Below are 13,246 nucleotides of genomic sequence, written 5' to 3' on the forward strand. Positions count from 1 at the left end.
CGATGACCAGTCCCGCAGACCTGTCCCTCGTGGACGGCGAGACCTCCGACGAGGAACGCCTGTTCGACGAGCTGATCGCGAACGAGCAGCGCATCGAGCCGCGCGACTGGATGCCCGAGGCCTATCGCAAGACCCTCATCCGGCAGATCTCCCAGCACGCGCACTCCGAGATCATCGGCATGCAGCCCGAGGGCAACTGGATCACCCGCGCCCCGAGCCTCAAGCGCAAGGCGATCCTCATGGCGAAGGTGCAGGACGAGGCCGGGCACGGGCTCTACCTCTACTCCGCCGCGCAGACGCTCGGCATCACCCGCGACGAGATGATGGACCAGCTCATCTCCGGCAAGGCGAAGTACTCGTCGATCTTCAACTACCCCACCCCCACCTGGGCCGACATGGGCGCGATCGGCTGGCTCGTCGACGGCGCCGCGATCTGCAACCAGGTGCCGCTGTGCCGCGCCTCCTACGGCCCCTACGGGCGCGCGATGGTGCGCATCTGCAAGGAGGAGTCGTTCCACCAGCGCCAGGGGTTCGAGATCCTGCTCTCGCTCATGCGCGGCACCGACGAGCAGCGGCAGATGGCACAGGACGCGGTGGACCGCTGGTACTGGCCGAGCCTGGCGATGTTCGGACCGCCCGACGACCAGTCCCCCAACTCCGCCCAGTCGATGGCGTGGAAGATCAAGCGCTTCTCCAACGACGAGCTGCGTCAGCGGTTCGTGAGCATGCTCGTGCCGCAGGCCGAGATCCTCGGCGTCACCCTCCCCGACCCGGACCTGCGGTTCGACGAGGAGACCGGTCGCTACGAGATGGGCGAGATCGACTGGGACGAGTTCTTCCAGGTGCTGCGCGGCAACGGCCCCTGCAACGCCGAGCGTCTGGAGCGCCGCCGCACGGCGCACGACGAGGGCGCGTGGGTGCGGGAGGCCGCCGCGGAGTACGCCCGCAAGCAGCGTTCCCGCCTCAGCCGGGAGCGTGTCGAAGGGGCGGTGGCGTGATGGCGACCCCCGGAGCCGACCCTTCGACGAGCTCGGGGACCCAGGGCCGGGAGGTCTGGCCCCTGTGGGAGATCTTCGTGCGGGCGAACCGCGGGCTGAGCCACGTGCACGTCGGCTCGCTGCACGCCCCCGACGCCGACATGGCCATCCGCAACGCGCGCGACCTCTACACCCGCCGGGGCGAGGGCGTGTCGATCTGGGCGGTCCCCGCCGAGGCGATCACCACGAGCGACCCCGACGCCAAGGGGGCGTACTTCGAGAGCCCCGCCGGCAAGAACTACCGGCACGCGGTGTACTACACCGCGTCCGAGGGGGTGCCGCACCTGTGACCCTTCGACAAGCTCAGGGAGCCGGCTCCGCTCAGGGCCCCGGCGACGTCCACGGGGACGCGCATGGCGACGTCTCCGTCGACGAGCTGCGGCTCAGCGAGGAGCTCGCGGGCGCCGGCACGACCGCGGCGAGCGCCGACATCGCCGAGTACGCCCTGTGGCTCGGCGACGACGCCCTCATCCTGTCGCAGCAGCTCGGCGCCTGGATCTCCCGGGCCCCCGAGCTCGAGGAGGACGTGGCGCTCGGCAACATCGCCCTCGACCTGCTCGGCCACGCGCGCTCCTTCCTGCACTTCGCGGGCACGTGGGACAACCGGACCGAGGACGATCTCGCGTACTTCCGCGACGAGCCGGAGTTCCGCAGCGCGTGGATCATGGAGCAGCCGAACGGCGACTTCGCGCAGACCATCGCGCGCCAGCTCGTCGCCTCGGTCTACCTGGTGGAGCTCTACGCCGCCCTCCGCGCGAGCTCCGAGCCCACCTTCGCCGCGATCGCGGAGAAGGCGCTCAAGGAGGTCGACTACCACCGCGACCACGCCGTGCAGTGGGTTCTGCGCCTGGCGGGCGGCACGGAGGAGTCGCGGCGGCGGATGATCCGCGCCTTCGCGGATGTGTGGCCGTACGTCGACGAGCTGTTCCGCGACGAGCCGCTGATCGACCGGCTCGGCGACGTCGCCGTGCGCCCGTCGAGCCTCCGCGCTCCGTTCGACGCGGTCATCGCCACCGTGTTCGCCGAGGCCGAGCTCACGGTGCCGGAGGTTCCGGCGTCGTCGGCGGGCGGCCGGAACGGCGAGCACGCGACCCCTTTCGGCCACCTCCTCGCCGAAATGCAGGTCCTGGCCCGACGACACCCGGGGGCGTCATGGTGACCCGGACCGCCGCCGACGCGGAGGCCCAGGCCTGGCGGATCGCCGCCGCCGTGCCGGACCCGGAGGTGCCGGTGCTCACGATCGAGGACCTCGGCGTGCTGCGAGCGGTCGAGCTCCGCGGCGAGCGCGTGGTCGTCGACATCACGCCGACCTACAGCGGGTGCCCGGCCATGGACACGATCCGCGACGACGTGGTCCTCGCGCTCACGGCCGCCGGGTTCGCCGACGTCGAGGTGCGGCTCGTGCTCTCCCCCGCGTGGACCACCGACTGGATGAGCGACGCCGGGAAGCAGAAGCTCCGCGCCTACGGGATCGCGCCGCCCAGCGGCCGCGCGGCCGTACCCGCCGGTCCGATCCGGCTCGCCCTCAGCGTGCGCTGCCCCCGCTGCGGCTCGCTCGACACCCGGGAGGTCTCCCGCTTCGGCTCGACCTCGTGCAAGGCGCTGTACGAGTGCCGCGCCTGCCTGGAACCCTTCGATCACTTCAAGGTGCACTGATGTCGCTGTTCTCCCCGGCTCCGGCGACGACGCCGGCGCCCTCGCCCGTCTCCCCGGCCCGCGCGCGGAGCCGCGCCCGGTTCCACACGCTCACCGTCGAGGAGGTCCGCCCGCTCACCGAGGACTCCGTCGAGGTGACCTTCACGGTACCTGCGGAACTCGCCGACGACTACGACCACCTCCCCGGGCAGTACGTGGCGCTGCGGACGATGCTGGACGGCGTGGAGGTGCGGCGTTCCTACTCGCTGTGCCGGGCACCCGAGCACCGCACCGACGGCATGCCGACCCGCCTGAGCGTCGCCGTGAAGCGCGACGAGGGCGGGATGTTCTCCACGTGGGCCCAGACCGGCCTGCACCCGGGCTTCCGCATCGACGTCATGAGCCCCCAGGGCACGTTCACCTCCGGCCTCGACGACCTGGACGAGAAGCACGTCGTCGGCATCGCGGCCGGCTCCGGGATCACGCCGCTGATGGCCCTCGCGCACACCGTGCTCTCCCGGTCGCAGACCTCGCGGTTCACGCTCCTCTACACGAACCGCTCGACGCTGGACGTGATGTTCCTGGAAGACCTCGCCGACCTCAAGGACCGCTACCCGACGAGGCTCACGCTGCACCACGTGCTGTCCCGCGAGCAGCGGACCGCGCCGGTGCTCTCCGGCCGCATCGACGAGCCCAAGCTGCGGACGATCCTCGACGCGCTGATCGACCCGGCCGACGTGGACGAGTGGTTTCTGTGCGGACCGCTCGCGCTCGTCGACCTCTGCCGGGAGGTGCTGGCCGACGTGGGCGTACCCCGCGAGCACGTGCGCTTCGAGCTGTTCACGACCGGCGACGAGCCGGTGCGGGCCGCCCGGCCGGTCACGGTGCGCTCGGGCGAGAAGACGGTACGGATCGAGGTGAACCTCGACGGCGTGTCCTCGACGGTGGAGAGCCCGGTCGCGGCGCGCGAGTCGGTGCTGAACGCCGCACTGCGGGTGCGGCCGGACGCGCCGTTCGCGTGCGCGGGTGGCGTCTGCGGCACCTGCCGCGCGCGCGTGATCGAGGGCAGCGTCACGATGACCGAGAATTACGCCCTGGAGCCCGACGAGCTGGAGCGCGGCTACGTGCTCACCTGCCAGTCCCATCCCACCAGCGACCGCGTGGTCGTGGACTACGACGTCTGAGGAGTCCTGATGATCGATCTCGCCATCGCCGACGACGTCGCCACCGTGGTGCTCGACGCCCCCGCGAAGCTCAACGCCCTGGACGAGGCCGCCCTCGCGGAGCTCGACGCCGCGTACCGGGATGCCGAGGCCGCCGGGGTGCGCGCGCTGCTGCTCCGCGGTGAAGGGCGGGCGTTCTGCGCCGGGCGGGACATCTCCGCCGTCGATCCGCGCGACGACGACGTGCTCGGCTACCTCGGCGGGCGGGTGACACCGCTGCTGCAGCGGATGTCCCGCTTCCCCGCGCCGACGTTCGCCGTCGCCCACGGCGCCTGTCTGGGCGTGGGACTCGGCCTGCTCATCGCGACGGATGTCGTGTACGTCGCGGAATCGGCGAAGATCGGCTCGCCGTTCGCAGCGCTCGGCGCGACCCTGGACTCCGGCGGGCACGCGCTGTTCCTCGACCGGCTCGGCCCGCACAAGACCCTCGACCTCATCTACACGGGCCGACTCATGAGCGGCACGGAAGCCGTGCGCTCGGGGCTCTTCTCCCAGGTTTTCCCGGACGACGAGGTGCTCGCCGCTGCGACGGCCGCTGCGGGGAAGGCCGCCCACGGCGCCACGGCCGCCTTCCGGGCGAGCAAGGAGCTCGTCGCCCGCATCCGCGACGAACGCATCACCCTGTGGGAGTCCATCGACGTCGAGAACGCGGCGCAGGCCGCCCTGTGCGACACCGAGGACTACCGCGAGGGCTTCGCCGCGTTCCAGGAGAAGCGGAAACCGGAGTTCCGCGGGCGCTGACGCCACGGCCCGGTCGTCGCTGTCAACCGTCTCGTGCGGTGTCCGACCCCGGTGGGAGGATGCCCGCATGCTGCTCTCGGAGCTCGTCACCACCACCGACCAGGTCGCCGCGACCTCGTCCCGTCTGGCCAAGATCGAGGCGATCGCCGCGCTGCTCCGCCGGGCCGACGCCGACGACATCGCCCCTCTCGTGGGGCTGCTCCTCGCCACGCCCCGCCAGGGTCGCCTCGGCGTGGGCTGGCGGGGGCTGACCGCTCTCGCGATCGAGCACAGCGCGACCTCGACCCTGACCATCGCGGAGGTCGACCACGCCTTCGACACCCTCGTGCACACGTCCGGCTCCGGATCAGCCGGTGTCCGCAGCGCGCTCCTGCACGATCTTGCCGCCCGCGCGACGGCTCCCGAATGGGACTTCCTGACCAGAGCCATGCTCGGGGAGCTCCGCACCGGGGCGCTGGGCCGCGTGCTGCTCGACGCGATCGCCCGCGCCGCCGAGGCTCCGGCCGCGACCGTGCGACGAGCCGCCATGCTCTCCGGCGACCTCGGCGAGACGGCGCTCCTCGCGCTCACCGGTGCCGAGGGAGCGCTCGACGAGGTCGGGCTCCGGGTGGGTCGCCCCGTGCTCCCGATGCTCGCGGCCACGGCGCCGACGCCCACGGCCGCCCTCGAGATCACCGGACGCGCCTCGGTCGAGTACAAGCTCGACGGCGCGCGCATCCAGGTGCACCGCCGCGGCGATGAGGTCGGCATCTACACGCGGAGCCTCGCCGACGTCACCCACCGCCTGCCCGAGATCGTCGAGGTCGTCCGCGGCCTTCCCGCGCAGGAGGTCATCCTCGACGGCGAGACCCTGGCGCTCGACGAGGACGGCGGTCCCCGGCCGTTCCAGGAGACGATGTCCCGGTTCGGTGCGGATGCCGCGCGCGAGCTCGCCCTGCGGCCCTGGTTCTTCGACGTCCTGCACGTGGACGGCCGCGACCTGCTGGACGAGCCGCTGTCAGTGCGTCAGGGGGTCCTGGCCGAGGTCGCCGGCGAGTGGCGCATGCCCGGCATCGTGACCGACAGCGCGGAGGAGGCCGAGCGCCTGTCCCGTGAAGCCCTGGCGGCCGGTCATGAAGGCGTGCTGGTGAAGGCCGTGGATGCGCCGTATGCCGCCGGTCGCCGCGGCAAGTCCTGGGTCAAGGTGAAACCGGTCCTCACGTTCGACCTCGTCGTGCTGGGCGCCGAGTGGGGGTCGGGGCGACGGCGCGGATGGCTGTCGAACCTGCACCTCGGCGCACGGGACCCGGATGGCGACTTCGGCGACCCCGGCGGCTTCGTGATGGTGGGCAAGACGTTCAAGGGCCTCACCGACGCGCTGCTGCAGTGGCAGACCGACGAGTTCCCGGCGCACGAGTCCCATCGCTCCGCGTCGACGGTGTTCCTCCGGCCGGAGCTCGTGGTCGAGATCGCGATCGACGGCGTTCAGCGGTCCCCGCGCTACCCCGGCGGCCTCGCCCTCCGCTTCGCCCGGGTCAAGGGCTACCGCCCGGACAAGACCGCTGCGGAGGCCGACACGATCCAGACCCTCCTGGCCCTGCGGCGCGGTGCCGCGGACGACTCCTGATCAGGCCGTGGGCGGCAGTCCCTCGTCTTCCTGACGCACGGTACCGCGGAACGACCAGGGGAAGTCGATCCAGAGGTCGGTGTCCTTCCACGCGAAGTCCGGCTGGATGATCGTCGAGGGCTTGGTGTAGATCGTGACCGAGCGCACGTCGGCGCCCTTCTCCTGCAGCAGCTGCACCGCGAGCGCCAGCGTGCGACCGGAGTCGGCGACATCGTCCACGAGCAGCACGCGGCGGCCGTCGAGGTAGGCCATGTCGAGCTCGGGTGGCAGCACCTCCGGGGCGTCCAGCACAGTGCCGATGCCGGTGTAGAACTCGACGTTGATGGCGCCGCAGTTCTTCACGCCGAGCCCGTACGCGATGGCGCCGGCCGGGAGCAGGCCGCCGCGCGCGATGGCCACCACGACCTCCGGCTCGAAGCCCGTCGCGATGATGTTCCGCGCCAGATCGCGCGTCGCCGCGCCGAAGCCGTCCCACGTGAGCGTCTCGCGCTCGATCGATGCATCCGTCATCGGTCCATTCTCGCGCATCCGCTCCGTCCGGGCCGCCGCTAGACTGAGCAGGTCCGGCCCCGCCGGTGCCTGAAAAAGAGGCACGAAGCACCTCGCATCGCCGCGAGGGCGAGACACATACGGATCCCCCTTCTCCGTCCCTGTCTCGAAAGGCTTCTCCATGCCCTCCGTCTCCGCGCACGTCGCCCTCACCCTCGCCCAGCACGTCGATGCCGTCTTCGGCGTCATGGGCAACGGCAACGCCTACTTCCTCGACGCCCTCGAGACGCAGACCGACGCCACCTTCACCGCCGTCCGTCACGAGCAGGGCGCGGTCGTCGCCGCCGACGCGCACTTCCGCGCCTCCGGCCGCATCGCCGCGGGCACCTCCACCTACGGCGCCGGCTTCACGAACACGATCACGGCGCTGGCCGAGGCCGTGCAGGCGCACGTGCCGCTCGTCCTCGTCGTCGGTGACGAGCCCACATCGGGGCCGCGGCCGTGGGACGTGGACCAGATCGCTCTGGCCTCGGCGGTGGGCGCGCGCACCTACACCGTCGGGCGGACGGATGCCGCCGCGACCACCGTCATCGCCGTCGAGCACGCCCTCACCTATCGCGTGCCCGTCGTGCTCGCCATCCCCTACGACGTGGCCGCCCTCGAGGCCGGCGCGGTGCCGACGGCCCCGGCTCCCCGGCTCCCCGCGCCGCTCGCCCCGCGCGGGGACTTCGCCGAGGGCATGCTGGATGAGATCGCCGCCGCCCTGCGCGACGCCGAGCGTCCGTTCCTCCTCGCCGGGCGCGGGGCGTGGCTGGCCGGCGCGGGCGAGGCTCTCGGCGCCCTCGCCGCGCAGACAGGGGCCCTCACCGCCTCCTCCGCCCTCGGCCGCGGCATCTTCCCGGACGCCCGGTACGACCTCGGGGTCACCGGTGGCTTCGGCGCCGAGGGGGCGATGGAGCTCGTGCGGACCGCGGACGTCGCGGTGGTCTTCGGCGCGAGCCTCAACCAGTTCACGATGCGCTTCGGCGACCTGTTCGCCCCGGGCACCCGGGTGTACCAGATCGACACCGCTCCGGCCGCCACGCACGCCCACGTCGGCGGCTTCGTCCGCGCCGACGCCCGCCTCGCCGCCGAGGCCCTCGTCACCCGCCTCTCCTCCGGACACGACTTCTCCGAGCACAACTTCGGAGATGCCGTCGGACTCGCCGGGGCCACCCCCGACTCCGGCGGCGTGTCGAGCGCGGACTCCGCAGTTGTGCCCGCCCGCCCGTGGCGGGAGACGGTCGATGTCGCCGCGGCCCGCGCGTACGAGCCGGGAGACGAGCTCGCGCCGGACGGCCGCCTCGACCCGCGTTCCGCCGCGCGCCGGATCGCCGAGCTCCTCCCCGAAGACCGCGTCGTGGTGTCGGACGGCGGGCACTTCATCGGCTGGGCGAACATGTACTGGCCGGTGGCCGCGCCCGACCGGATGATGATGATCGGCACCGCGTTCCAGTCGATCGGACAGGGCTGGCCCAGCGTGGTGGGTGCGGCCCTCGCGCGTCGGGGCGCGACCATCGTGCTCACCTCGGGCGACGGCGGCGGGCTCATGGCGATCGCCGACCTCGAATCGGCCGTCCGGGCGGCGGGCGGACGCGGCATGGCCGTGGTCTGGAATGACGCCGCGTACGGGGCCGAGGTCAACCTCTACGGGCTGAAGGGCCTGGCCGAGGGTCCGATGCGCATCCCCGAGGTCGACTTCGCCGCGTTCGGGGCCGCGGTCGGCGCCGAGGGCGTCGTGGTGCGGACGCTGGACGACCTCGATCGCCTCGCTGCGTGGGCCGAGGAGGACCCGGCGACCCGACGCTTCCTCGTCCTCGACCTCCGGATCTCCGGCGATGTGATCGCGCCGTACCAGCAGGAGATCATCCGCGTGAACTCCTGACCTGTGCGGGCCGATAGGCTCCCGGAATGACGGATGCTCCCGAGGTCCTGCGCTACAGCGCCTTCGCCGCGACGCCGGACGGCGGCAACCCCGCCGGGGTCGTCTTCGACGCGGACGGGCTCGACGAGGCGGACATGCAGCGGATCGCGGCCGAGGTCGGCTACTCGGAGACCGCGTTCGTGCAGGACGCCGCGGCGGACGGCTCCCGTTTCCGCGTGCGCTACTGGTCGCCGGCTGCGGAGGTGCCGTTCTGCGGGCATGCGACCGTCGCGACCGCGGTGGCCCTCGCCGAGCGGCAGGGTCCGGGGACGGTCGTGTTCGAGACCGCGGCCGGAGACGTGTCGATGGAGTCCTTCGCGGACGCGGACGGCCGCGTCACGGTGTCGTTCACGAGCGTCGAGCCGGAGGTGCGCGACCTCGACCCCGTCGTGCGTGACCGCCTCCTCGCGCTGCTGGGGATGGAGCCGGCCGATGTCGACCCGCGCTTCCCGGTCCGTGAGGCGTTCGCGGGCAACTGGCATCCGATCGTCTTCGTCGCCGACCGGGAGCTCTTCCATCAGTTCCGCTTCTCCCCCGCCGAGGTCGCCACTCTCATGCGCGCACAAGGCTGGCACGGCACGGTGACGGTGCTGCACGCCGAGGATCCGGCCGAGATCCAGGCCCGCAACCTGTTCCCCGTGGGGCGCATCACCGAAGATCCCGCGACGGGGTCCGCGGCCGCTTCGGTCGGCGCCTATCTCCGCGCCCAGGGCTATCCGGGCGACACCGTCCGGATCCATCAGGGCGCCCACGTCGGTCGCCCGAGCGAACTCCGCGTCGCAATCCCGGCCTCCGGCGGCCTCGTCGTCTCGGGCAGGGCCACCCGCCTCCCTTGACCCCCGGACCTCCCTGATCCCGGACCGCCTGCACGACCCGGTTCCGCCCGCACGACCGCACCCCCTCCCCCCGTCGTGCATCCGTCACCCGGTCGTGCACCCGTCTCCCGACTCCGGCACTTCCCGACAGGCACACCCGCACGACCCCGGTTCCACTCTGCACGTCCCCGGTTCCACCTGCACGACCCGGGGCCGTCTGCACGACCGATACCCACCCTCGGTCGTGCATCCGTCACCCGGTCGTGCATCCGTCGCGGCCGACGAGACATCGACCGCCCCGGCGCGACATACAGCACACATGGGCATGACGCACGGAAGGACGACCCGGTGACGGGTGCACGACCACGACTCACCCCAGGTCGTGCACTCGTCCCCTGGTCGTGCATCCGTCACCCGGTCGTGCACCCGTCACCCGGGTCGTGCATCCGTCACCCGGTCGTGCACCCGTCACCCGGGTCGTGCATCCGTCACCTGGTCGTGCACTCGTCCCCAGGTCGTACGTCTCCGCCCCGACAGGGCCCCGCGTCCCGAGCCCGCCTACAGATGCACGACTCCGTTCCGTCTGCGCGACCAGACACTGTCGCCGGTCGTGCATCCGTCCCGAGGTCGTGCATCTGTGACCGCACACGACCCCCAGCCGATGAACCCGAACCGGACCCGGGACGAACCTGAACCGGACACGGCCCCCATCCCTAGACCCGGCCCGGGGACCGTCGTCAGCCCTGGGCGCTGTAGTCCGGGAGCTCCTGCAGGGTCCAGGTGTTGCCGTCCGGGTCGTCGAAGCGCACGAAACGGCCCCAGTCCTGCTCGTCCACGCCCTCGGCCTCCACCCCGAGCCCCCGCAGATGGGCGAGAGCCTCGTCGGCGTCGGGGACGACCACCTGGATGGTGTTCTGCTGCCCCGGCTCCAAGCCGCTGGTCAGCCCCGTGCCGAAGGCGATCGAGCAGGCCGATCCCGGCGGGGTCATCTGCACGAAGCGCAGGCCCTCGTACGGCACCTGATCATGGTCGGCGTGGAAACCGATCTTCACGTAGAAGTCCTTCGCCCGGTCGACATCGCTGACCGGCACGAAGATGAGTTCGATCTTCCAGTCCATCACGCACTCCTCCTGTCGGGCTCCGTCACCCGTCGGCCCTCACAGTACGCGCGGCCTCCGACACCCGCCAGAGGCGTCAGAGCCAGCCCTTGTCGGACGCGATCCGCACCGCCTGCGCCCGGTTCTCGGCGCCGGTCTTGCCGATCGCGGCGGAGAGGTGGTTGCGCACCGTGCCCGCCGACAGGAAGACCTCCGCCGCGATGGCCGCCGCGGATCGTCCGTCGGCGGCCAGCCGCAGCACCTGCCGCTCCCGGTCGCTCAGCGGGTTGGCTCCCTCGAACAGGCTCTCCTCGGCGAGTTTCGGATCGAGCACCCGGAGTCCGGCGTGCACGCGGCGCACGGCCGCGGCGAGCTCCTCGGCCGGGGTGTCCTTCACCACGAACCCACTCGCCCCGGCGTCGAGCGCCGCGCGCAGGTACCCGGGTCGCGCGAACGTGGTCACCACGAGCACGCGCGTCTGCGGGCTGGCCGCGCGGATCCGTTTCGTCGCCTCGACGCCGTCCACCCCCGGCATCTGGATGTCCATCAGACACACGTCCGGCTGCAGCTCCTCCGCCAGGCGCAGCGCCTCCGCGCCGTCCGCCGCCAGGCCCTGCACCTCGAGATCCGGCTCCAGGTCGAGCAGGGCCCCGAGCGCCCCGCGGACGAGGGCCTGGTCGTCGGCGATGAGCAGCCGGATCGTAACCGTCGGGGCCGCCGTCACCACGTCACCTCCACCCGCGTGCCCGCCGCCTCGCCGGGCCGCACGGCGAACCCGGCGCCGGCCGCCGCCGCGCGCTCCCGCATCCCCCGGATGCCGTTGCCCTCGCGATGCCCGGTCGCGGACGCGGGCCCGACACCGTCGTCCTCCACGGTGAGCACGCCCGGAGCGATGCGCACACGGACGGCCGCGGCACCGGAGTGCCGCAGCGTGTTGGTCGTCGCCTCGCGGAGGATCCAGCTCGCCGTGATCGCCTGGACCGGCGAGAGGGCGTCCGGGGTCCCGTCCACGACGAGCGCGATGTCCGCGGCGCGCAGCGAATCCTCGGTCGACGCGAGCTGCTCGACGAGGGTCGTCGCCCGCGCACCCGCGACGGTCTGCCGCACTCCGGCGATGGCCTCCGCGGTCAGACGTTCGATGTCGGCGAGCTCGGCCTTGGCGCGCTCCGGGTCGGAGTCCATCAGCCGCCGCACGAGCTGGGCCTTGAGTCCGACGACCGTCAGCGAGTGGCCGATGAGGTCGTGCACGTCGCGCGCCACGGCCTCCCGCCCCTCGCTGGTCGCCAGCTCCCTGCCCAGCCGCTCCGCCTCCGCCGAGCGCACGATGAGCCAGGTCGAGACCGTGTTCACGACGCCGAGGAGGGCGACGATCGCGAGGACGGACAGGTAGGAGAGGTTGTCGGGGATGAGGAAGACGCAGCCGGCCGCCACCACGAGCGCGGCGATGGTCGTGATCCAGTGCCAAGCACGGGTCAGTCCGTACGAGGCGAACGACATGATGAACGGCAGGAAGCTCAGCGCCGACCCGCCCACGGCCGGGATCGTGACCAGCGCGCACGCGATGAGCGCGGCGAACGTGATCCACTGTCGCCGCGAGGGGGTGCGACCGAGGCCCCCTCCGCCGCGCATGCCGTGCAGGAACCCCGTCACATAGAGGACGATGAACGCGACCAGCGCCACCCACCCCGTGACGACCCACGCCGGCGGAGCGGCGGAGGCGAGCAGCGCGAGGACCGGATAGATCAGGAACACGAGCCAGACGACCGCCATCAGCCAGCCGAACCGCGCCCAAGGGTCCTTGCCCGTCCCGGATCGGGCGTCCGCCTCCCGGCCCTCCTGCATCGTCATCCGTCCAACCTACTGTCGCGCCGGGGCGCTCACCGTCGTGACCGCGAGCGCCGCACGCCCACCGTCACCAGCACCGCGAAGACGACGAGCCAGACCGCGACGTTGAGGAGCAGCATCCACAGCTCATCCGTCTGCCCCGTCGTCAGCACGCCCTCCGTCAGCGGCCACCGACTCAGGGCGACGAAGCCGTACAACGGGGTGAATCGGGCGATGTCGAGCATGACGCCGTCGAGCGGCATGAACACGTTGCCGAAGAAGGCGAAGAAGGTCATCGAGATGGACGCGAGCGCGGCGGCGGAGTCGGAGCCGAAGAACAGGCCGACCCCGAGCCCGTAGAGGCCGAACATGAGGCCGATGCCGAGGATGAGGGCGGCGGTCACGACCCAGCGCCAGGCGCCGTCCGCCTCCGCCCCGGTGAGCAGCCCGGCGACGAACACCGCGACGAGGGCGAGCGCCGCAAACGACACGGCGGTGAGCAGCTTCGTCAGGGCGTAGCCGGTGGTCGTCAGCGGCGTCATCGCGAGCTGCCTTCCCCACCCCTGCTTGGCCTCGGTGGCCGCGAGCGAGGTGAGCGAGCTCATCGCCACCGCGGTGCCGTAGGCCGCCATCGAGACCATCACGGAGAAGGAGACGTTGCCGTTGCCGGCGGAGAGCGTGCCGTACCCCATGCCCGCACCGAAGAGCAGGTACATGGCCACGGGCATGGCGAGGGTGAAGGCGAGCGTGTAGGGGTTGCGCAATTGGCGCAGCCCCTCGATGCGCAGCATGGTGGGCGAGACGGTCGTGGTCATG

The 13,246-nt window shown here is 72.1% G+C and carries 14 protein-coding genes; 9 read left to right on the plus strand and 5 right to left on the minus strand.

Annotated elements, in window-relative coordinates; translation table 11 throughout:
• Positions 1-2 precede the first annotated feature (2 nt).
• The 7 genes from paaA to B7W94_RS12375 all read left to right on the plus strand — a co-directional run bounded on the left by paaA (position 3) and on the right by B7W94_RS12375 (position 6,242).
• Positions 3-998 (plus strand): 1,2-phenylacetyl-CoA epoxidase subunit PaaA, encoded by a 996-nt coding sequence (gene paaA / locus B7W94_RS12345; RefSeq protein ID WP_085606787.1) that lies wholly within the window; start codon positions 3-5, stop codon positions 996-998.
• On the plus strand, positions 998-1,327 hold the full coding sequence (gene paaB, locus B7W94_RS12350) for a 1,2-phenylacetyl-CoA epoxidase subunit PaaB (RefSeq protein ID WP_025103829.1): 330 nt from the start codon (positions 998-1,000) through the stop codon (positions 1,325-1,327). The genes paaA and paaB overlap by 1 nt, the downstream gene beginning before the upstream one ends.
• Positions 1,324-2,196, plus strand: coding sequence for a 1,2-phenylacetyl-CoA epoxidase subunit PaaC (paaC, locus tag B7W94_RS12355; RefSeq protein WP_085606789.1), 873 nt, complete (start codon positions 1,324-1,326; stop codon positions 2,194-2,196). Before paaB ends, paaC begins: the two co-directional genes overlap by 4 nt.
• A complete protein-coding gene (paaD, locus tag B7W94_RS12360; protein WP_085606791.1) occupies positions 2,190-2,693 on the plus strand; it encodes a 1,2-phenylacetyl-CoA epoxidase subunit PaaD in 504 nt (167 codons plus the stop codon). The genes paaC and paaD overlap by 7 nt, the downstream gene beginning before the upstream one ends.
• Positions 2,693-3,856: a 1,2-phenylacetyl-CoA epoxidase subunit PaaE gene (paaE, locus tag B7W94_RS12365; RefSeq protein ID WP_085606793.1), complete on the plus strand. Its 1,164-nt coding sequence runs from the start codon at positions 2,693-2,695 to the stop codon at positions 3,854-3,856. The genes paaD and paaE overlap by 1 nt, the downstream gene beginning before the upstream one ends.
• A 9-nt stretch (positions 3,857-3,865) precedes the next feature.
• Positions 3,866-4,636, plus strand: coding sequence for an enoyl-CoA hydratase/isomerase family protein (locus B7W94_RS12370; RefSeq protein ID WP_085606795.1), 771 nt, complete (start codon positions 3,866-3,868; stop codon positions 4,634-4,636).
• A 67-nt stretch (positions 4,637-4,703) separates the two neighbouring features.
• A complete protein-coding gene (locus B7W94_RS12375; protein ID WP_085606797.1) occupies positions 4,704-6,242 on the plus strand; it encodes an ATP-dependent DNA ligase in 1,539 nt (512 codons plus the stop codon).
• Here the strand turns inward: B7W94_RS12375 and B7W94_RS12380 are convergent, their stop codons facing one another.
• Positions 6,243-6,752, minus strand: coding sequence for a phosphoribosyltransferase (locus B7W94_RS12380; protein WP_060923485.1), 510 nt, complete (start codon positions 6,750-6,752; stop codon positions 6,243-6,245).
• A 160-nt stretch (positions 6,753-6,912) separates the two neighbouring features.
• On the opposite strand from B7W94_RS12380, the gene B7W94_RS12385 reads away from it, so the two are divergent.
• Positions 6,913-8,655 carry a thiamine pyrophosphate-binding protein gene (locus B7W94_RS12385; RefSeq protein ID WP_085606799.1) on the plus strand — a complete coding sequence of 581 codons (1,743 nt, stop codon included), beginning with the start codon at positions 6,913-6,915 and terminating at the stop codon, positions 8,653-8,655.
• 26 nt (positions 8,656-8,681) lie between these two features.
• Entirely contained in the window at positions 8,682-9,530 is an 849-nt protein-coding gene (locus tag B7W94_RS12390; protein ID WP_085606801.1) for a PhzF family phenazine biosynthesis protein, read from the plus strand.
• A gap of 716 nt (positions 9,531-10,246) precedes the next feature.
• On the opposite strand, the gene B7W94_RS12395 is transcribed toward B7W94_RS12390, so the two are convergent.
• The 4 genes from B7W94_RS12395 to B7W94_RS12410 form a co-directional block, all read right to left on the minus strand.
• Complete coding sequence (locus B7W94_RS12395) at positions 10,247-10,627, minus strand: VOC family protein (protein ID WP_025103820.1); 381 nt, start codon at positions 10,625-10,627, stop codon at positions 10,247-10,249.
• Between the two features lie 76 nt (positions 10,628-10,703).
• Positions 10,704-11,330, minus strand: coding sequence for a response regulator transcription factor (locus B7W94_RS12400; RefSeq protein ID WP_139833321.1), 627 nt, complete (start codon positions 11,328-11,330; stop codon positions 10,704-10,706).
• On the minus strand, positions 11,327-12,454 hold the full coding sequence (locus tag B7W94_RS12405; protein WP_085606805.1) for a sensor histidine kinase: 1,128 nt from the start codon (positions 12,452-12,454) through the stop codon (positions 11,327-11,329). The genes B7W94_RS12400 and B7W94_RS12405 overlap by 4 nt, the downstream gene beginning before the upstream one ends.
• Before the next feature lie 29 nt (positions 12,455-12,483).
• Positions 12,484-13,245, minus strand: a complete 762-nt coding sequence (locus B7W94_RS12410; protein ID WP_085606807.1) for an ABC transporter permease — start codon at positions 13,243-13,245, stop codon at positions 12,484-12,486.
• Position 13,246 lies beyond the last annotated feature (1 nt).

It is taken from the genome of Microbacterium sp. LEMMJ01 (genome assembly GCF_002114135.1).
Lineage (GTDB): Bacteria > Actinomycetota > Actinomycetes > Actinomycetales > Microbacteriaceae > Microbacterium.